General features: G+C 66.2%; 16 protein-coding genes and 1 pseudogene. 13 read left to right on the top strand and 4 right to left on the bottom strand.

The genetic code is table 11. The features are described from left to right. Positions 1–45 precede the first annotated feature (45 nt). The 5 genes from KO481_RS23395 to KO481_RS23375 all read left to right on the top strand — a co-directional run bounded on the left by KO481_RS23395 (position 46) and on the right by KO481_RS23375 (position 4,183). Positions 46–282, top strand: coding sequence for an NfeD C-terminal domain-containing protein (locus KO481_RS23395; protein ID WP_215919713.1), 237 nt, complete (start codon positions 46–48; stop codon positions 280–282). A gap of 15 nt (positions 283–297) precedes the next feature. Beyond that, on the top strand, positions 298–1,413 hold the full coding sequence (locus KO481_RS23390; protein ID WP_215919711.1) for an SPFH domain-containing protein: 1,116 nt from the start codon (positions 298–300) through the stop codon (positions 1,411–1,413). A gap of 38 nt (positions 1,414–1,451) precedes the next feature. After that, on the top strand, positions 1,452–1,844 hold the full coding sequence (locus KO481_RS23385; protein ID WP_308166753.1) for a cold-shock protein: 393 nt from the start codon (positions 1,452–1,454) through the stop codon (positions 1,842–1,844). 121 nt (positions 1,845–1,965) lie between these two features. Continuing rightward, positions 1,966–3,051: an ATP-dependent DNA ligase gene (locus KO481_RS23380; protein ID WP_215919709.1), complete on the top strand. Its 1,086-nt coding sequence runs from the start codon at positions 1,966–1,968 to the stop codon at positions 3,049–3,051. Between the two features lie 73 nt (positions 3,052–3,124). Beyond that, the gene (locus tag KO481_RS23375; protein ID WP_215920355.1) at positions 3,125–4,183 is read left to right on the top strand and encodes a DNA polymerase domain-containing protein; all 1,059 of its coding nucleotides are present in this window, start codon (positions 3,125–3,127) and stop codon (positions 4,181–4,183) included. A 133-nt stretch (positions 4,184–4,316) separates the two neighbouring features. Here KO481_RS23375 and KO481_RS23370 read toward each other — a convergent pair whose 3' ends face one another. Together KO481_RS23370 and KO481_RS23365 are read right to left on the bottom strand one after the other, a co-directional pair. After that, on the bottom strand, positions 4,317–4,970 hold the full coding sequence (locus KO481_RS23370; protein WP_215920353.1) for a TetR/AcrR family transcriptional regulator: 654 nt from the start codon (positions 4,968–4,970) through the stop codon (positions 4,317–4,319). Positions 4,971–5,013: 43 nt separating this feature from the next. Further along, the gene (locus tag KO481_RS23365) at positions 5,014–6,159 is read right to left on the bottom strand and encodes an acyl-CoA dehydrogenase family protein (protein ID WP_215920350.1); all 1,146 of its coding nucleotides are present in this window, start codon (positions 6,157–6,159) and stop codon (positions 5,014–5,016) included. Between the two features lie 304 nt (positions 6,160–6,463). Between KO481_RS23365 and KO481_RS23360 the strand changes: the two genes are divergently transcribed. From KO481_RS23360 to KO481_RS44855, 3 genes are all read left to right on the top strand, one after another. Further along, positions 6,464–7,957, top strand: coding sequence for an SDR family NAD(P)-dependent oxidoreductase (locus KO481_RS23360; protein WP_215919707.1), 1,494 nt, complete (start codon positions 6,464–6,466; stop codon positions 7,955–7,957). Positions 7,958–8,152: 195 nt separating this feature from the next. Next, positions 8,153–8,530 carry a DUF2784 domain-containing protein gene (locus tag KO481_RS23355; protein WP_215919705.1) on the top strand — a complete coding sequence of 126 codons (378 nt, stop codon included), beginning with the start codon at positions 8,153–8,155 and terminating at the stop codon, positions 8,528–8,530. 801 nt (positions 8,531–9,331) lie between these two features. Continuing rightward, on the top strand, positions 9,332–9,676 hold the full coding sequence (locus KO481_RS44855) for a GNAT family N-acetyltransferase (protein ID WP_372452124.1): 345 nt from the start codon (positions 9,332–9,334) through the stop codon (positions 9,674–9,676). Here KO481_RS44855 and KO481_RS23345 read toward each other — a convergent pair. Then, complete coding sequence (locus KO481_RS23345; protein ID WP_215919703.1) at positions 9,582–11,342, bottom strand: MOSC domain-containing protein; 1,761 nt, start codon at positions 11,340–11,342, stop codon at positions 9,582–9,584. The two genes, KO481_RS44855 and KO481_RS23345, sit on opposite strands and share 95 nt — an antisense overlap. A 245-nt stretch (positions 11,343–11,587) precedes the next feature. On the opposite strand from KO481_RS23345, the gene KO481_RS23340 reads away from it, so the two are divergent. From KO481_RS23340 to KO481_RS23320, 5 genes and pseudogenes are all read left to right on the top strand, one after another. Continuing rightward, the gene (locus tag KO481_RS23340) at positions 11,588–11,917 is read left to right on the top strand and encodes a hypothetical protein (RefSeq protein ID WP_215919702.1); all 330 of its coding nucleotides are present in this window, start codon (positions 11,588–11,590) and stop codon (positions 11,915–11,917) included. A gap of 123 nt (positions 11,918–12,040) precedes the next feature. Continuing rightward, the gene (tkt, locus tag KO481_RS23335; RefSeq protein WP_308166751.1) at positions 12,041–14,107 is read left to right on the top strand and encodes a transketolase; all 2,067 of its coding nucleotides are present in this window, start codon (positions 12,041–12,043) and stop codon (positions 14,105–14,107) included. A gap of 51 nt (positions 14,108–14,158) precedes the next feature. Next, positions 14,159–14,413 carry a transaldolase family protein gene (locus KO481_RS23330; protein ID WP_215919701.1) on the top strand — a complete coding sequence of 85 codons (255 nt, stop codon included), beginning with the start codon at positions 14,159–14,161 and terminating at the stop codon, positions 14,411–14,413. Positions 14,414–14,599: 186 nt separating this feature from the next. After that, a complete protein-coding gene (locus KO481_RS23325; RefSeq protein WP_215919700.1) occupies positions 14,600–16,018 on the top strand; it encodes a glucose-6-phosphate dehydrogenase in 1,419 nt (472 codons plus the stop codon). Between the two features lie 103 nt (positions 16,019–16,121). After that, positions 16,122–16,430, top strand: a pseudogene (locus KO481_RS23320) (DDE-type integrase/transposase/recombinase); the annotation flags it as partial. Here the strand turns inward: KO481_RS23320 and KO481_RS23315 are convergent. After that, entirely contained in the window at positions 16,377–19,667 is a 3,291-nt protein-coding gene (locus KO481_RS23315) for a protein kinase domain-containing protein (protein ID WP_215919699.1), read from the bottom strand. The pseudogene KO481_RS23320 and the gene KO481_RS23315 overlap by 54 nt on opposite strands. Positions 19,668–20,298: the final 631 nt, after the last annotated feature.

Below are 20,298 nucleotides of genomic sequence, written 5' to 3'. Positions count from 1 at the left end.
ACCGGTGAACCCGGTAGACCGTTGCCTGCCAAGGAGTTCGATGCGATGACCGACCCGGTGCAGGGTTTGACCGGTACGCTCACATCGCCGATCCGGGGCGCAGGCACGCTCGGGGAGGTCCTGGTCGCGATCCGAGGGGGGACAGAGAGCTACATCGCGCGGTCTACCGAGCCCATCGACCGGGGCGCCACCGTCCTGGTCGTCGAGGCGCATCCGGGCCGCATCGTCGATGTCGTTCCGTGGATTCCGCTCGACCTCGGGCCCGGAGAAATAATCACATAGCCAAGGGAGAGAACAGTGCTGGGGTACCACGTGCCCGATCCGGACGAGGCGATGCTGGTCAGCGGCGGGAAGGGCAGAGACGGTGCGCCGTTCAAGGTGATCACCGGGCACGGCGCCTGGGTCATGCCGTTCTTCCGCAAGGTCCGCTACCTGTCGCTGGCCATGTACGAGGCCGAGATCCAGGAGCGCTGCGTCAGCAAGCAGGCCATCCAGCTAGACGTGCGCGCGGTGATCGCGTTCAAGGTCGCCAACGACACCGGGTCCATCGTCAATGCCGCGCAACGCTTCCTGTCCGAACAGGAGCGTGAGATGTCGGTGCTCACCGGGCGCATCTTCTCCGGGCACCTGCGCTCGATCATCGGCTCGATGACCGTGGAGGAGATCATCCGCGAGCGCCAGAAGCTCGCCGACGAGGTGCTGGTCGCCTCCAAGGTCGAGATGAGCAATATCGGCCTGTGGGTCGACTCGCTGCAGATCCAGTCCATCGACGACGGCAACCTGGGCTACATCGCGGCCCTGGCGGCCCCGCACAATGCCGCGGTGCAGCGCGACGCGCAAATCGCCCAGGCCGCCGCCGCGCAGGCCGCCGCCGAGGCCGAACAGGCCTCGCGCCGCAAGCAGGCCGAATACCAGCGCCAGACCTCCGTGCTGCAGGCCGAATACCAGCGCGATATCGACAGGGCAAAGGCCGAGGCCGCCCAGGCCGGGCCGCTCGCGGAGGCGATCGCGCTGCAGGAGGTGCTCACCGCGCAGGCCGAGCGCGCCCGCAAGGAGGCCAACCTGCGCGAACAACAGCTGCAGACCGAGGTCGTCAAGCCCGCCCAGGCCGAGGCCGAGCGCGTGCGGGTACTCGCGCAGGCCGAGGCCGACCGCACCCGCATTCAAGCCGAGGCCGCCGCGTCCAACAATCGCATCGCGCTGGACCAGTTGCTCATCGAGCAGCTCCCGGAAATCGTGAAACAGGCCGCGACGGGCCTGTCCAATGCCAATCTCACGGTGCTGAACGGACCGGACGGCGTCGGCGAGCTGATCAACGGCATGGTCGGCCAGGGCCTGACCGTGTTCAATTCGCTACAGAAGGCGCTCTCCAGCAGTGGTGAATCCCCCGACAACAAGCATCACGACGGTTAGAGTGACGGCACAGTGACGGCAACGAGGAGCGGGTGTAGGTGTCGATAGGGAAATTGGTGTCCTTCGACAGTTCGCGAGGGTTCGGTTTCATCCGCCCGGAAGACGGCGGCCCCGATGTGTTCGTTCATGTGAACGACATCGGGCTCGACGAGGACGAACTACGTCAGGGGCGGGTATTCGAATTCGAGGTGACCGAGGGTGACCGCGGGCCCAAGGCGGTCAATCTGACCCTGGTGGGCGGTCAGCCGCCCGCCGCGCCCCGCCACCGCAATCGCGAACGCACTTCCGGCGCGCTCACCCCCGCCGAGCACAAGCGGCTCATCACCGAGCTGCTGCTGGATGCGAGCCCGGCGCTGACCGCCGGGGAGATCATCACCATCCGCGAGCGCCTGGCAGCCTTCGCCGAGCAGCACGGGTGGCTGGAGAACTAGCTGGTTGCCCGACTCTGTCGGTGCCACCACATACGATCTTCACGAACGACGGGTCCGGGCGATGAATTGACTTCGCCCGTCCCGTCTACCGATCGAGAAGTCGGAACTCGAGGAGGATCGCGTGGACTTACCGGTCATGCCACCCGTCAAACCGATGCTGGCCAAATCTGCTTCCGCATTGCCACACGATCCGGAGTTGTTCTACGAACCCAAATGGGACGGATTCCGCTGCATTGTGTTCCGCGATGGCGACGAGATCGAGCTCGGCTCCCGTAACGATCGCCCTCTGACCCGATATTTCCCGGAATTGGTGACATTGCTGAAACGGGTACTCCCGCAGCGGTGCGTCGTGGACGGCGAGGTCGTCGTGGTCACCGAGAACGGCCTGGATTTCGACACCCTGCAGAATCGGCTGCACCCGGCCGCGTCCCGGGTGAACAAACTCGCGGTGGAGACTCCGGCCAGTTTCGTGGCCTTCGATCTGCTCGCCGTCGGTGACGAGGATCTGACCGGCAAACCATTCACCGAGCGCCGCCGGATCCTCGAGACCATCATCGACAATTCCATCCCACACGCGCATCTGACGCCCATCACCACCGACCCGGAGGTAGCCCAGGATTGGTTCACCCGATTCGAGGGCGCCGGATTCGACGGGGTGATGGTCAAGGCGGGCGATCTGGCGTACCTGCAGGACAAGCGGGTGATGGTCAAGGTCAAGCACGAGCGCACCGCCGACTGCGTGGTCGCCGGATTCCGCTGGCACAAGGACGGCCAGGGCGTCGGATCGTTGCTGCTGGGCCTGTACGACGAGGAGGGCACCCTGCATCACGTCGGCGTGGCCAGCAGCTTCACCGCCGCCCGCCGCGCCTCCCTGGTCACCGAGCTCGAGTCGCTGCGCAAGGACGCGCTCACCGGCCACCCCTGGAGGATGTGGGCCGATGCCGCCGCCCAGGCCAAGGCCGAGGGAAAGATGCCCGGCGGGGTCAGCCGCTGGACCGGCACCAAGGATCTGTCCTGGGAGGCACTGCGCCCCGAACTGGTGGCCGAGGTCCGGTACGAGCACGTCATGGCCGGCCGACTGCGGCACGGCGGGCGCCTGGTGCGCTTCCGGGACGACCGCACGCCGCAGTCATGCACCTATGCCCAGCTCGACGAGGTCGCACCCGCCGAACTCGCCGGCATCTTCGCGCGGGCGGCGAAAAAGTGAACGCAGCGAAGCAGAGTGAACCAAAGAGCCAGCGCGCGGCGCGCACGATGGAGCCGAGCGCCAGCGAGGTGGAATCGTGAACGCCACAATCGAAGTCGAGATCGACGGCCACGTGGTGCCGATCTCCAATCCGGACAAGGTCTACTTCAGCAAGCACGGCGAGACCAAGAAGGACCTGGTCGACTACTACCTCGCCGTGGCCGAGCCGCTGCTGCGCACCACTCGCGACCGCCCCGTCCTGCTCGAGCGCTACCCCGAGGGGGCGGGCGGCAAGTCCTGGTTCCAGAAGCGGGTGCCGAAATCGGTACCCGACTGGCTGCAGACCACCGTGGTGTCCACCCCCAACGGCACCACCAGCGACGCCCTGGTCGCCGCCGATATGGCGCACATCCTGTGGGCGGTCAACCTGGGCTGCTTGGGTTTTCACGTCTGGCCCACCCATGCCGGCGCCGCCGAGGTCAGCACCGCCCCGCCCGTGCACGATGCCGCGGGCGCGGTGCTGCCACCCACCGGGGTGACCGACGAGCTGCGGGTGGATCTGGACCCCTCCCCCGGCATCGGCTTCGACGACCTGCGCCGCGCCGCGGTGCACACGCGGGAGCTGTGCGCCGAGCTCGGAATCGACGTGCGCGTCAAGACATCCGGCTCGCGCGGGCTGCACCTGTACGCACTGCTCGAGCCGAAATGGGACGGCTACCAGGTGCGCGCGGCCGCGGTGGCGCTGGCCCGCGCCCTCGAGCGCCGCCACCCCGAGGAGATCACCGCGTCCTGGTGGAAGGAGGAGCGCGGGTCCCGCGTCTTCGTCGACTACAACCAGAATGCCCCGCACCGCACGGTATTCGGCGCCTGGTGCGTGCGCCCCAAGGTCGGCGGCCAGGTCTCCACGCCGCTGGCCTGGAGCGAGCTCGATTCCATTGTCCCGGAGGAACTCACGCTCAGCACGGTCCCCGCCCGCGTCGCCGAGCTCGGTGATCCCTGGGCCGATCGCACCCCACAGGACCTCACACCACTGCTGGACATGTCGGCTCGCGACCTCGCCGAGGGCCTCATGGACGCCCCCTGGCCCCCGGTCTACCCGAAGATGCCCGACGAGCCACCGCGCGTGCAGCCCAGCAAGGCCCGCAAGGAGTAAGCCGCCCCGCCGAGGCGGTCCGGCTCGGCCGCCGCCTCGGCGCCCCCGAATCGGCATCCACGGGCTCCGATATCCTGTCGGCGGGAATCCACTGGCGCAGAGCCGATTTCAACGATCTTTTGCGTTCGACGCGTCAGTCCGCCTCGTCCATCTTCGGGAACGAGGTTGCGACCAGGGTGTACAGCATGTCCGACAACAGCGCGTGGACCTGCTCCCGGGTGAGGGTGCCGCGGACGATCCATTCGCGCCCAGCGACTTTCACCATCCCGCCGTAGGAACGCACGAACGCGAGCAGCTCGGCGCAATGCCGGGACTCACGCAGGCCCACCATGTCCAGCAGCCGCTCGGCCGCCGCATCGTCGGCCTCGTCGAGCAGGCGCTGCACCTCCGGATCGTCCCCGATGCCCTCGTGGCCGATCACCTTGACCCAGGTGCTGCCGTGCTCGCCGATGACGTCCAGAAGCCAGGCCACGGTCGCGTCCACGCGCTCGCGGGCCGTGCCGGTCGGCATCACCATCTTTCCGGGCCGCGGCAGGGTGACCATCCGGCGCACCACGGCCAGATACAGGTCGCGCTTGTTACCGAAGTAGTGGTTGATCAGGCCGCGCGCCACGCCGGCCCGCTGCGCGAGCTCGGCCGTCGAGACCGCCGCATACGGGCGCTCGCCGAACATGTCGATCGCGCAGGCCAGAATCTGCGCGCGGCGTTCGTCGGGATCCAGGCGCCGCCGCACCGCGCCGCCAGCGTCGGCGCCGGGCGCTCGCGCCACCACGGAGGGCCCGCCCATCGAGACGGCGGTATCGGCCTCGGCCACGCTCAGGAGCCGGGAATCAGAGTGACCGGGCAATGAGATCCTTCATCACCTCGTTCGAACCGGCCAGGATACGCAGGATCCGGGCGCCCGTGTAGAGCTGGGAAATCGGGTACTCCGTCATATATCCATAGCCACCGAACAGTTGCAGACAACGGTCCACCACAATACCCAACTGCTCGGTCAGCCAGTATTTCGCCATCGCGGCGGTGGGAATGTCGAGTTCGCCGCACAGATGCTTGCCGATCGCATCGTCCAGGAAGGTGCGGCTCACCCGCGCGATCGTCGTGCACTCGGCCAGCTCGAATTTCGTGTTCTGCATCGCGAACAGCGGCCTGCCGAACGCCTCGCGGCCCTTGGTGTATTCCACGGTCAGCTCGACGGCCTTCTCCATCATCGCCACCGCCATGATCGCGGTCACCAGCCGCTCCTGGGCCAGCAGCTGCATCATCTGATAGAAGCCCTGGCCCTCGGCCTCGCCCAGCAGATTCGACACCGGCACCCGCAGCCCGTCGAAGAACAGTTCCGCGGTGTCCTGGCCCTTCCCGCCGATCTTGGACAGGATCCGGCCCCGCGTGAACCCGGGGGTGTCGTCGCCGACCTCCGCGAAGATCAGCGAGACCCCCGCGGCGCCCTTGGTCGGGTCCGTCTTGACCGCGAGGATGATGCCGTCGCACAGCCAGCCGTTGGAGATGAAGATCTTCGAGCCGGTGATGACGTATTCGTCGCCGTCGCGCACCGCGCGGGTCTTGATGGCCTGCAGGTCCGAGCCGGTGCCGGGTTCGGTCATGCCGATCGCCAGCACCATCTCCCCGCTCGCCGCGCGCGGCAGCACCCGCCGCTTGAGCTCCTCGGTGCCGAAGTGGGCGATGTAGGGCGCGATGATCGAGGAGTGCACGGGCATGCCCAGCGCACCGTCCCCCATGAACGCCTGCTCCTCGATGATCGCCGCCTCGTGCGCGAAAGTGCCTCCGCCACCGCCATATTCGGCCGGGATGGCCGCGCACATCAGGCCGAGCCCACCCGCACGATTGTAGAGCTCGCGGTCGGGATGGCCCTGCGCGACGAACTTCTCCTCGTGCGGCACGACCTCCTTGGCGAAGAAGTCCCTCGCCAGCTCCCGCACGGCCTCCACTTCGTCGTCGCTCCATGCCGCGCGCGCCATCGGGCTCACCTCTCGTGCTGTGCTCATCGGGCGCGAGCGGACCACGGCCGCATCCCCGGGGCGCACTGCCATCGCATCCTCGGACGACTCGTGCGGGACCGACGGGCAGCCGCTCAGCATCCGCTTCCGCTCGTGCCGGACCGGCGTGGGCCGATCCTGCGCACCAGCGTGTCGCACTATTGGCGCAATGTCAACAACCTCGCGCGCGGGGTCCGCCTCCGCCGTGTGCGGGGGCACATCCGCACTGATGCGACAATGTGTGCGCCCATAATCCGCACGCACGAAGGAACGTCCCCGCATCACGATGGCCGAGCACGAGACGACGACCGATACCGCCACCGCTTCGCCCAGCGTCGACACCCCCGGCACCGCGGCTCCCGGCATCGATCCCGACGATCTGGCGATCTGCCTGAAGGTCCTGGACCAGGTCGGCGAGCTGGACAAGGAGGATCCCGACTCGGTGCGCGTGCAGCGGGCGGTCGGCCACATGTTCAAGATGCTCAAGCGCCGCCGCCGCATCGCCGCGCGCGAGGCCGTCGCCGAGAACGATCGCGCGGTCGTCCACGCCACCGCTACCGGCTCGCCCAGCCGCATCGACGACGAGACCGCCGGAATTCCGTTGTCCTCCAACGCCTCCGGGGCCAGCGCCGGAACCCTGCTCAAGGCCCGCCCCTGCTACATCTGCAAGCAGCGCTACACCCGCGTCGACGCCTTCTACCACCAGCTGTGCCCCGACTGCGCCGCCCGCAGCCACGCCAAGCGCGACGCCCGCACCGACCTGCGTGGCCGCCGCGCCCTGCTCACCGGCGGGCGCGCCAAGATCGGCATGTACATCGCCCTGCGGCTGCTGCGCGACGGCGCGCACACCACGATCACCACCCGCTTCCCCAACGACGCCATCCGGCGCTTCACCGCACAGCCGGACAGCGCCGACTGGATTCACCGGCTCCGCATCGTCGGCATCGACCTGCGCGATCCCGCCCAGGTCGTCGCGCTCACCGGGGACGTCGCGGCGCAGGGCCCGCTGGACATCCTGATCAACAACGCGGCGCAGACGGTGCGCCGCTCAGCCGGCGCCTACGGGGCGCTGGTGGAGGCCGAATCCGGTCCGCTGCCCGTGGGCGAGCTGCCCGACACCGTCACCTTCGGCAAGACAATGCAGGCGCACCCCACCGCGCTGACCGCCTCCCTCGCCCCCGCGCTCTCCGCGGCCGAGGTCACCGAGCTGGCGCTCGTCGCGGGATCGGCCACGCCCGAACGCATTTCGCAGGGGCTGGCCATCGACGCGGGCGGCCTCGTGCCCGATCTCGCGCACACCAACAGCTGGGTGCAGACCGTCGCCGAGGTCGACGCCACCGAACTGCTCGAGGTGCAGCTGTGCAACTCGGTGGCCCCGTTCATTCTCATCTCCCGTCTGCGGCCCGCCATGGCCGCCGCCCCCGCCCGCCGCAAGTACGTCGTGAACGTCTCGGCGATGGAGGGCGTCTTCGCCCGCGGGTACAAGGGGCCCGGCCATCCCCACACCAACATGGCCAAGGCCGCGCTGAACATGCTGACCCGCACCAGCGCCGCGGAAATGTTCGAGGCCGACCGCATCCTGATGACGGCCGTCGACACCGGCTGGATCACCGACGAGCGGCCCCACTACACCAAGCTCCGCCTGGCCGAGGAGGGCTTCCACGCTCCCCTCGACCTCGTCGACGGCGCGGCGCGCGTCTACGACCCGATCGTGCGCGGCGAGAACGGCGAGGACCTGCACGGCTGCTTCCTCAAGGACTACGAGTCCTCGAACTGGTAGCCCGCGCGGCTCCGTCTTGTCGGCTGGAGCCGCAACAGACCAACATGCCACAATTCGCATATTTTCATACCGGTATCTTCCAAACCGGTACTCTCTCGGCCGCACTGCCGCCGAGGCCGGGTGCGTGAGCCTCGGATCGCATCGAAACGATCACGCCTGGCCGGGGTGGGCAAGATCGACGCCTACCCTGGAGGAATGATGTACCGACTGCTGGCGGATATCACCGCAGGGGTTCATTTTCTCTTCGTCGCCTACGTGGTGGCGGGCGGCTTCATCGCGTGGCGGTGGCGATGGACGATCTGGACGCATCTGGCGGCGTTCGGGTGGGGGTTCAGCACGATAATCTTCGGATTGTCCTGTCCGCTCACGCATCTGGAGAACTGGGCGCGGCTACGGGCCGGGGAGGCCGGGCTGCCGCCGAGCGGATTCATCGACTACTACATCACCGGAGTGCTTTACCCGCGCAGTGATCTGGAGTTGGTGCGGGCTTTGGTGATGATCGCGATCGTGGTGTCCTGGTTCGGGTTCCAGTTGCGGGCCCGGCATCGCCGGCCGGGGCTGGCGGCCCGGTAGGCGACCAGGATCGATACGTTTGCACAGGTCGAGGCAATATTCGCCTGGACGCCACTCTCGGCATCACCGACATCGTCGAGGCCATTCACACGGACATCACCGGCGACTCCCCATCCCCCACCGCCACAACACCACCTACATGACCGGCGACACCAGTGCACGGCCGCGGCTACACCCCGCACCAGGTACCCCGATCGTGGTCCGGAGTTGGGGCGCCAGCCACACCGAACATCCGATCGCCACCGCCTCCCGACTGACCGATCCGGCTAACCTGCCCGAGGTCGGCGCCACGGTCGCCGTGGACGGTCACGCGCACGGCGGGTTCCTGCAACGCCTGGAAGTCAGGCTGGCCGCGCTGCGCCCCGATGTCCCGGTCACGATCCACAACCATGGCAGGGGCGGGTCCACCTCGCTGCCCGAGCCGTCGCCCGTGACGCCGGGGCGGTGTTCGTCGACTGCTGGGGCACGTTCGTCGGTACCGCGGCTCTTCTACGCGAACACAGCATCGCCAGCGCGTCAGGTCCGTGGGTCGCCGACGGAATCCACCTGTCCCCCATCGGCACCGAGCTGATCCTGCGCAGCATCGAGAACACGCTGCTGGACAAGAACATCCTCACCACCCTGCTGCAGCCAATCCCGGTCCGCACCACGAACACCACCGATGTCGCGATCCGCCGTGCCCGCCTCGAGGACATCAACGCCGCTGTCAAGCTCCGCGTCGCCGTCGCCCAGGAGCAACGATGGATCGGTTCGGAACCGCCTGTTGACGAAGTCCGCACCGCCGCCGGGTTGGAGAACCTGATGACAGCGAAGGACGCGACGGTGTTCGTCGGCGATGTCTCTGGTGCCGGCGTTGTCGCGACCGCGACCGTTCAATTTGTTGCGTCCGGGGTTGTCGAGTTGACCATGATGATTGCGGCTAATCACCGGCACCGTGGTCTCGGCACCGCTCTGCTCGACCGGCTCGTCGAGTGGTGCAGGACGAACCGGGCTCACAAACTCACGTCTCCGACTCCTGCCGCTGAAGCGGCCGGCTGCAGTCGGTACGCGGCTAGAGGTCGAGAACGAGTTCGGTCGTTGGTGCGCTACAGCAAACGAGGATGGTGCCGGCTTCGGGGAGTTCGAGAGGTGGGGTGGTGTAGGTGACCTCGCCTGACACCAGATGGGTGACACAGGTATGGCAGACACCGGTGCGGCAGGACCAGCGGGTGGGGATGCCGCAGGCTTCGGCGAGATCGAGGAGTGTCGCGTGTGTGAGCGACCACGGGATCGTGATGCCGCTGCGGGCGAAGGTGATGAGCGGGCCGGTACCCGGTGGACCAGGTGGCTCATGCGGCCGGATCGCTGCGGTGGGTGTGACGCCAGGGTTGATGGCGGGCAGGGCGCTGAACTGTTCGGTGTGGATCTGCTCGGCGCGCAGGCCGTGATCGCGCAGAAAGCCGCCCAGATCGTTCATGAAAGCCGGTGGTCCGCACAGGTAGGCGTCGGCGTCGGTGGGGATGCCCATGGCCGTGAGTGATTGGGCGGTCGGGCGGCCCTGGGCGATGTGGGAATCGTCGGGATGTGGGGTTTCGGAAGTGTAGTAGATGTGCTCGTGGGCGCTGGCGAGTTGCGCCAGAAGGGTGTGGGCCTCGTCCGCGAAAGCATGGTGAGCACGGTCGCGGGTGGTATAGATCCACCAGACAGGACGTGGGGCTTTGTCGGCGGTGAGTTGGTAGAGCATGGCGAGCATGGGAGTGGCACCGATCCCCGCGGAGACCAGGACGATCGGGCGGCTGCTTTCTTTGAGTACAAACGTTCCGCGGGGGCTCGCGATGTCCACGAGGTCCCCGGCACGGAGTGTGGTATGGATGTAGCCGCTGACTTTCCCGTGGGGCTCACGTTTGACGCTGATGCGGTAGGTGTCGGTTGCAGGCGCGCAGGACAGTGAGTAGCTGCGCACCGCGGGGGCAGCATCGCCGACGGCGAGGCGGATGGACAGGTATTGGCCCGGGCGGGCTTCGGGAAGGAGTGTGCCGTCGGTGGCGACGAGGTAAACCGACGAAATGGTGGAGGTCTCGGGGGCGATGCGGGCGACGCGCATGGTTTTGAAGCCCGGCCACCCCGGCCCTTGTCTGGGCTGCTGGGTGCTGGTGCGTTCGGCTGGCCATCCCGGTTCTTGTTCAGGTTGCCGGGCGGCGGCGAGTTCGCGGAAGGACTGTTGCCAGCCGGGGCTGAGGGCGGGGATGTTCAGTGCCTTGCGCAGCTTCGCGGGGTCGCGGCCCGGAAGGTAGAGCAGCGCGTCGATCTCGGCAACGCTCAGTTCTTCGGCGCCTTTGCGGGTGAGGCTGATCTCGCTGCCGGCTTCGACGCGTCCCTCGGTGAGAACGCGTAGGTAGAAGCCGGGCCGGCCGTGGGCAACCATCAGGGAGGCCATGGTGGGTTCGCCCAGGCGCATGCCGACCCGGTAGCAGGTGACGCGTGGCTGGGTGACTTCGAATTCGGCTTCGCCGATGCGGTACCGGTCGCCGATGCATACTTCGTCGTCGGGCAGGCCGTCGACGGTGAAGTTTTCCCCGAAGATCCCGAAGGTCAGGTCGTTGCGACCGAGGTGCTTTCGCCAGTATCGATAGGACTGCAACTGGTAGACCAGGACGGCTCGAATTTCCCCGCCGTGCCCGGCCAGATCGCCTTGGCCGTCTCCATCGACGTTCAGCCGCCGGACCATGCGGGGGCCCTGGACCGGGGCCTTCCAGGCTCCGGTGTGGACGGTCTTTCCCTGCCAGGGGACGTCTCCAGGCATGCCTACGTTGATCGAGAGCAGTGTTGCCATCACGGACCTCCTGCACGTTGGCCAGCCGGGACAGCCCCCTCCAGATGCCCGATAACGGGTGCGGTTCACACTCCGCCGATGATGGAAAGATCCACAAAGCTTCCGCTGAGGTGGTCAACGCCTTCGCGAAGCTGGATGTGGCCGGGATCTGCGGTGACGGGCAGGTGGTGACCGCCGATGGCTGCCCGCCCAATCGGACAGGTAAAGAATTGGTGTGGTGAGATCACTCGCATGTTCTTGTCATAATGAGCCTGGAAAACGATAAATTCAATTCCACCCCGTTACCGATCAGCGAGTTCTTCGATACCCACTTGAACGCGGTTCGTGCGACGAATCTTTGCCACGCGTCCGAAACGGATGCGGAAGGCGATACCCGGATTTTAGCGAGGGAAGTGTTGCATGAGAACGGCGGTGGCCATCTTGTTGTGTCCGTGCTGGTGGCGGATAATGATCGCATGGGTCGGCCCGGCTGGCGCAGCCTCGATATGACGGTAGGCGTATCAAGGCAGTGCGGGCGCTCCGGCCGCATTGCAGCTGAGCTGGTGAAGGTGCAAGCTACAGCAGTCGTACCATGATGCGGTCGAAAATTGGACGGCGGAGTCCGTGCGCGCGCAACTAAATTGCTGTAGTTGGCGCTGCCGAGGGGCAGACGGTGTATTCATCCAAACCCATCCCCACATTGCGGTAACGGAGCTGAAGTGAACACCACGACGACATACGACGCGGACACCGTCGCGATCAATACAATCCGGGCGTTGTGCATGGACGAGATCCAGCGCGCGAACTCGGGCCACCCGGGGACGCCGATGGGCATCGCCCCGGTCGCCTACACGCTGTGGCAGCGCTTCCTGCGTTTCGACCCCGGCGATCCGATCTGGCCGAACCGGGACCGGTTCGTGTTGTCGGAGGGTCATGCCTCGGCCCTGTTGTGGTCGTTGCTGCACCTCAGCGGTGTCAAGGCGGTGGACCCCGACTACGAGGTGCTCGGCCGGGCCGCGGTCACTCTCGAGGATCTGAAGACTTTCCGGCAGCTCGGCTCCCACTGCCCGGGCCATCCCGAGTACCACTTGACGAGCGGTGTGGAGACGACCACCGGGCCGTTGGGTCAGGGGGTGGCGACCTCGGTGGGCATGGCGGTCGCCGGGCGCTGGTTGGCCGGGCGGTACAACCGCGACGAGATGACGTTGTTTGACTTCGACGTCTACGCCCTGGCCGGGGATGGCGACCTGATGGAGGGCATCGGCGCTGAGGCCGCTTCCCTGGCTGGTCACCTGCAGCTTACGAACCTGTGTTGGATTTATGACTCCAACCGCGTCACGATCGAGGGCCACACCGACATCACGTTCACCGAGGACGTGGCGGAACGCTTCCTGGCCTACGGCTGGAACGTGACCACGGTTGCCGATGCCAACGACACCGATTCGATCGAACGGGCATTGCACACGTTCAAGGCCGAGGAACAGCGGCCGACCATGATCGTCGTGCACAGTCACATCGGGTACGGCTCGCCGGTCGAGGACTCGCCCGCGGCGCACGGCAAACCGTTCGGGGTCGAGGGTGTCCGAGCCACGAAGCGGTTCCTCGGGCTGCCCGAGGATGCCGATTTCTACATCCCAGATGGTGTCTATGACTGCTTCTCCTCGGGAATCGGCGCGCGCGGGAGGGCGGCCCGGGAGGCATGGCAGGCCATGCTCGAGCGCTACCGGACGGTGTTTCCTGGTCTGGCCGATGAGGTTGAGCGCATCCAGCGGCGTGATCTGCCCGACGGGTGGGAGAAGGCGCTGCCCACGTTCCCGCCCGACGCCACCGGGATCGCTACCCGTGAGTCGTCCGGGCGGGTGCTGAACGCTGTGGCCCGTGCAGTGCCCTGGCTGATCGGCGGTTCGGCGGACTTGTCGCCAAGCACCAAGACCAGGCTCACCGACGGTGCGGGTGACTTCCAGCCCGGGCAGCAGGGCCGGAATCTGCACTTCGGGGTCCGCGAGCACGCTGCCGCGGCGGTCGCGAGCGGGATGGCGCTCACTAAGCTGCGCCCGTTCTGGTCGGGTTTTCTGATCTTCTCCGACTATGCCCGCGGGGCCATTCGGCTCTCGGCGCTGATGGAGATCCCGGTCCTGCACATTCTGACCCACGACTCGATCGGCGTCGGACAGGATGGACCCACGCACCAGCCGGTGGAGCAGTTGGTGTCGCTGCGCGCCGTACCAGGCCTGCTGGTGTTCCGCCCGGCCGATGCGAACGAGGTCGTCGAGACGTGGCGCATCGTGACCGCTCTGCGGCACGAGCCCGCCGCGCTGATCCTCTCCCGCCAGGCGCTGCCCACACTGGACCGGAGCGTTTTCGCGCCCGCGACGGGAGTGGCCAAAGGCGGCTACGTGTTGGCCGAAGCCGACACCGCGACACCGGACGTCATCCTGCTTGCGACCGGCTCGGAGGTGCACTTGGCGCTGGCTGCCCGGCAGGAGCTACAGGCTGATGGCGTCGGGGCACGGGTTGTGAGCATGCCCTGCTGGGAGCTTTTCGACCGCCAGTCCCAGCAGTACCGCGACGAGGTACTCCCGCCATCGGTGAAGGCACGCGTCGCGGTGGAGCAGGCATCGACGCTGGGCTGGGACCGTTATGTCGGTGACGGCGGCGCGGTGATAGGGATGCACACCTTCGGGGCGTCGGCGCCGCTGAAGCAACTGCTCGAGAAGTTCGGTTTCACCCCGGACCGGGTCGCCGACGTCGCGCGCGATCGCGTGGCCGCCGCCCGCCGGGCATAGCCGCGACGACCGTGTCGCGAGCCGACGTGGAACCTGGGGAAGGAGAACCAAATGAAAGCCACCGAGATCCTGCACGAGCGGGGACAGAGCCTTTGGCTCGACAACATCACCCGCGGCATGCTCGACGACGGCACCATCCAGAGATACATCGACTCCTACTCCGTGACCGGACTGACCTCCAACCCCTCCATCTACGACAAGGCCATCGGATCGGGCTACTACGACGACGCCATCCGGTCCAAGGCTGGCCAGGGACTCTCGGCTGAGCAGCTGTTTTTCGAGCTGGCAATCGAGGACACGAGCTGATGGGCCGAATCGAGGCGCAGACGTCCGCGGTGACCTGAACGGCCGATTCGGACCGCGCCGAGAAGGGAGATAGACGTGTCGATTCTGTTGTTGCATAAGGCCCGAGGGCTAAGGATGCGCAGCGAATTCGGCGGTCACGCCGAGAAGCAGTAGACCTGGTTGGGCGACTTCTATGGAGGTCAGGCAGTGAACAACCGTGATAGTAGCCCGTCAGATCTACTGGTGATCTTCGGAATTACCGGCGATCTTGCCCGCAAGATGACGTTTCGCGCGCTGTACCGGCTGGAGCGCCGCAATGCGTTGGACTGCCCGATTCTGGGTGTGGCCGGTCGCGACATCACGCTCGAGGCGTTGATCGCCCGAGCCCGTGACGCGATCAGCGAGTCGGGCGAATCAATCGACGACGCCGTGTTCGACCGGCTGGCGGGCCGTTTGTCCTACCTGCATGGTGACGTCACCGGCAGTGCGCTCTACGCGTCGCTGGCCGAACGCATCGGCACCGACCGAAACCCCCTGTTCTACCTGGAGATGCCGCCGTCGCTGTTCGCGCCCATTGTCGAGAACCTGGGCCGGGCCGGCCTGTTGGAGCGGTCGCGCGTCGCGCTGGAGAAGCCATTCGGCCACGACCTGGCCTCCGCGCGCGAACTCAACGCCCAGCTGCACGTGGTGCTGCGAGAAGATCAGATCCTGCGAGTGGATCACTTCCTGGGCAAGCAACCGGTCGTCGAGCTGGAGTACCTACGGTTCGCCAACCTGGCGATCGCTGAACTGTGGAATCGCCGAAGCGTCTCCGAGCTGCACATCACCATGGCCGAGGACTTCGGGGTCGAGGACCGCGGCAAGTTCTATGACGCTGTGGGCGCGTTACGTGATGTCGTGCAGAACCACCTACTTCAGGTGCTGGCCCTGGTCGCCATGGAGCCGCCGGTCGGCCCGGGCGACGACGACATCAACGATAAGAAGGCCGAGGTGTTCCGTGCGATGCCCGCACTGGATCCGGCGCATTACGTACGTGGTCAGTATCGCGGTTACACCGATATCCCCGGGGTGTCGAAGGGGTCGCGAACCGAGACGTTCGTGGCGCTGCGCATGGAGATCGAGAACTGGCGCTGGGCCGGGGTGCCGATCTTCCTGCGGGCCGGCAAGGCGCTACCCGAGAAGGTGACCGAGGTCCGGCTGTTTCTGCGGCGCACGCCGGCGTTGGCCTTCATGCCGAACCGCGGGGCGGTGGAGCCGAACCAGATCGTGCTGCGCATCGACCCTGATCCGGGGATGCGGTTGCAGTTGGCCGCACTCGATACGCGAGGCGGTGCCCGCTGGCGAGACGTACACCTGGATTCCTCGCTCGCACAGGATCTCGGCGAACCGATCCGGCCCTATGAGCGGCTGTTGCAGGGTGGGCTGATCGGCGATCGCCGGCTCTTCGCCCGAGAAGACAGCATCGAAGAAACGTGGCGGATCGTGCAGCCGCTACTCGACAGCCCCGGCGAGATTCACCCCTACGAGCCCGGCTCGTGGGGGCCCGAGGCGGCGCACTCGCTGCTGCGCGGCCATCGGAGTTGGCAACAGCCATGGCTACCGGGGGCCGGGCATGTGCGAGATTGATACACCCAGCTCGCCTCGGAGACAGGCATTTCGCCGGCCACACTGTTCCGGTGGAAGGCCCAGGCGCTGATCGATGCGGGAGTTCGTGACGGAACACCCAGCGTGGTCCGGCTGGGCGTATGCCGCGTTCGTCATCGACGCCTACGCCCGTCGCATCCTTGGCTGGCGTACCTCGACGTCGATGACCGCGGGCTTGGTCCTCGACGCGATCGAGCAAGCCATCTGGACTCGTGAACGAGCCAGTTGGAAAGTGAAAGATGTTGTCCACCATACTGATAGAGGATCTCAATGTACCTCGATCGCCCTTACCGAGCGTCTGGCCGAAGCCGGCATCCAGCCGAGTGTCGGTGCTGTGGGATCAAGTTTCGACAATGCGCTCGCCGAAACGATCAACGGCCTCTACAAAACCGAGTTCTGCGGCCCAGCTGGCGATCTGTGCTCGTGAGGTGAATCCCAGTTTGGTGAGGATGTGCTCAACGTGTCCTTCTGCTGTGCGCTGTGAGATCACCAGTCGGGCGGCGATCGCCTTGTTGGTCAGTCCTTCCGCGATGAGGTCGGCGACTTGCCGCTCGCGCTTGGTCAGGCTCGCCGAGCCACGATCTGACTGTGCCATGGCTCGAGGCTGCTCCCGCAGCGCGAAGTCGACCGCTGTCTGGAAACTCATCGCAGCGCCCTCCCGATAGCCGGACTCATAGCCCCGCCTGCCGAGAACATCACGCACGCATTGCTCGCACTGCTCATGGTAGGCAGCCATATGGGGAAACATGATGCTGGAACCGACCGCGTGACCGAGCCCGTAGGCCGCACCCAACAGCACGGCGGCCCGCCGGGCGTCAGGCTTCTCGGCGGCCATCCATGCCAGTAACTCCACACACACCGAAGCGACGAGCGGATCGACCACCGGTCGCACCAATCGAAGAGCCTCATCCAAGTGTCGCTCAGCCTGTTCGTGCTGACCCTGTTGCCAGGCCGCCAGCGCCATGGGTCGCAGTGCCCGTGCCCGGATCTCGATGTCGCGGTGCGCATCCGGAACAGTCAGCACCTTTTCCAGGCAGGCGACGCCGCTGGGCATATCCCCCTGTAGGACGCGACTCCAGCCCAGTAGTACCAGTGCCCTCAAGTGGAATGCAAGGTCATTGGGGGCACTGAATCCTTCGACGGCATCGTTCAACCGGACGCCCGCGCGAGCCAGATCGCCACTGCTGATCGCGGCGGTACCGTCTGCGTAGGCGAGCAGGGCGCCAATCCTGGGGTCGGCTGGCTGCTGCTCGGCGAGGATGCGCAACTCGGCTGCGCGACTGGTTGCGGCCGCAATGTCTGCCAATTGCGCGGCGAAAGCGCTGATAGTGAACAGGGCTTTGGCGCGGTCGGTCGCTTCGCCGCGTGTACTGGCCAGTCCACGCTCGCACCAGCGGATTCCCTCAGTGAGCCGCCCACTCGAAAACCAAAAGCTGAATAGCGCAGCAGCGGTGCGTAGGCCGGCTGCGTCGCGGTCTGCGATGCTGAACTCCAGCGCTTTGCGCAAGTTAGGTAGCTCGCGCTCGAGCCGGATGATCCAATTCAGTTGGCGGGGGCTGACCCAGTCGGCTTCCGCGTCGAGTGCTAGCCGTTCGTACCAGTCGCGGTGGTGGCGACGAAGATCGGTGTACTCGCCGGCCTCGATGATTTTCCGACTCCCGTATTCCTGCACGGTTTCGAGCACCCTGAAGCGCACCGTAGCGCCGGACTCTTCCCGAATCAGGATCGACTTGTCCACCAGAGCCGACAACGCATCGAGGAATTGCGGCTCGGTCAGGTCGGTGCCGCAGACATCTTCGGCGGCGTCGAGTTCGAAGCTTCCTGCGAATACCGACAGCCGCCCCCACAGTCGCTGTTCGGTCGGTGTGCACAGGTCGTAGCTCCAGCCGATGCACCAGCCCAGCGTTTGCTGTCGGGTCGGCGCATCCCGCCGCCCGCGCGTCAGCACGGCAAACCGATCTGTCAGTCGTGTCAGGATCTGCTCAGGGGGCATGGTACGCAGCCGCGCCGCAGCCAGTTCGATCGCCAAGGGCAACCCATCGAGCCGGGCGCAGATCCTGGCCACGCTGTTGCGATTGTCCTCGTCCAGGTGAAAGCCCGGCACCGCCGCGGCGGCACGCTCGGCGAACAATGCCACTGACTCGTAACCAGCCGCACCCCGCACCGACGACCCGCTACGCGGATCGGGAAACCTCAGCGGTGGCACCGGAAGCACGGCTTCCCCACCCAGACCCAGGGACTCGCGGCTGGTGGTGAGGATCCGCGTCTTCGGGCACGCACGCAACAGCGATTCGACCAGTTTCGCGACTGCTTCGATCATGTGCTCACAGTTGTCGAGCACCAGCAGCACCTCGCGGGTGGACAGGTGTTGTATCAGGACCTCGAGCATCGGTCGGCCGACCTGCCGCACACCGAACGCGGCGGCTACGACATCGGCCAACAACGACGGATCGCGCAACTCACCCAGCTCGATCAGCCAGACGCCGTCGGCATAATCTCGCTGCAGTTTGTGGGCGATCCGCAGCGCGAGCCGTGACTTGCCGACCCCACCGATCCCGGTCAGCGTCACCAGAGACGACCTCGACAGCAGGTTCTTCGCCTCCAGCACCTGGCTACGCCGATCCACGAAACTGGTCAGCTCCAGCGGCAGGTTTCCTGTTCCCTCCCGCCGCCCAACGCCCCTGGCTGCGGGAATGCCGGTCACCTGGGCGGGCGCCACCGCTAGTCTGCTGCCTTGTTCGACGTGCAGTGCCATCTGGTCGACGGCGAAACCGTGCGTGAGCTGGAGCAGCTGTAACTGCTCGCCGAACAGCGCGGCCGTGGGGCGGTCCTGGGGGTCCAGGCACATCGCGGCCTCGATGAGGGCACTGACGTCTTCCGGGATGCCACGCTCGCGCAGGTCGGGTACCGGTTGGGCGCTGATGCGCAGAAACTGGGCCACGACTTGTTCGCCGCTGCGGCGCTCGAAGGCGGCGTGACCGGTCAGCGCACAAAACAACGTCGCACCGAGCCCGTAGACGTCCGACGCCCCGCTGGTCGGCTCCCCGCGGAGGACCTCGGGTGCGGTGAACGCCGGGGAGCCGGTCACCGTGCCAGTGGATGTCTGAAAACCCCCGGTCAGATGAGCGATGCCGAAGTCGCTCAGCGTCGGCTCGCCGTAATCGGTGAGCAGGATGTTGGCCGGTTTGACGTCACGGTGGAAGATGTCTGCATGATGCGCCGTTTCCAGCGCACCCGCGAGCTTCACCCCCACATGCAGCACCTCCTCCAGCGGCAGCGGGCCATCGCGGCGGATCCGTGCGTCCAACGAACCTTGGCAGTGATACGGCATGACCAGGTACGGTTGGCCGGTGGCGGTTTCGCCGACCTCGAGCACCTCCATGATGTTCGGATGCCCGGTCAATCGACCCATCGCCCGCTGCTCACGAAAGAAACGCTCTCGATTCTCCTCCAGCTCGCAGGTCAGGACCTTCACCGCCACCACGCGGTCCAGCCCTGGTTGGGTGCAGCGATACACAACACCGAAACCACCCCGCCCGATCTCGGCAACGTCAACAAACCCGACCGCACGCAACTCCGTGACCAGATCTATGCCTAGATCACGTTGAGTTTTGAAGAAATCAGAATCCATAACGACAGTCACTTCGCACTGCATCACCGGTGCTCAGCACAGAATACGCCGCGGGTTCGCTAGCCGAATGCGACCGCAGTCGCCGATGATCAGCCAGTCCCGGCTGAGGGTCGATGCTTCGGTGTGGGTCACAAGAGTTCACAGGTTTAAGGACACGCATGCGGCGTTTGTTCACCGTCGTTGTGGCCGCTATGGTCGCGCCAGGCATGGCCGTGGCGGGCCCACGCATTGCCCACCCGGCGTCGGCCCTTCGGCTGTGGGGTGGTTCGGGTTGATTAGCGTTAGGACCACCATGGGGGAATACGAGAACACGGCACCAACACCCGAAGGTCAGTTCAGTGTCTCGACCGCCCGGCAGTATCAGAACTCCTTGCGGGTGTTTTGTGAGTGTTGGCTGACGACAAGGTCATTCACGGGTCGATGATGCGGGGCAACCTGGGAGTAGCGCAAGGGCTGAATATCTCACTGTGACAGTCAAGTAGGATGAATTGCATGCGATGAGAGCCGTTGCACGGCAATCGGATCGTCATCCGCCCTGAGCGTCGAAGCAGTTCACCGACGGCAAACCCAAGCCACTCAGACGATCTCGAGTTGATATGCAGCCTGGACCCAGAAGCCACCGGGCTCGTAC

It is taken from the genome of Nocardia albiluteola (assembly GCF_018860155.1).
GTDB classification, from domain to species: Bacteria; Actinomycetota; Actinomycetes; order Mycobacteriales; family Mycobacteriaceae; genus Nocardia; species Nocardia albiluteola.
The sequence above is the reverse complement of the archived record's forward strand: the minus strand, read 5'-3'. Positions and strand labels throughout refer to the sequence as shown.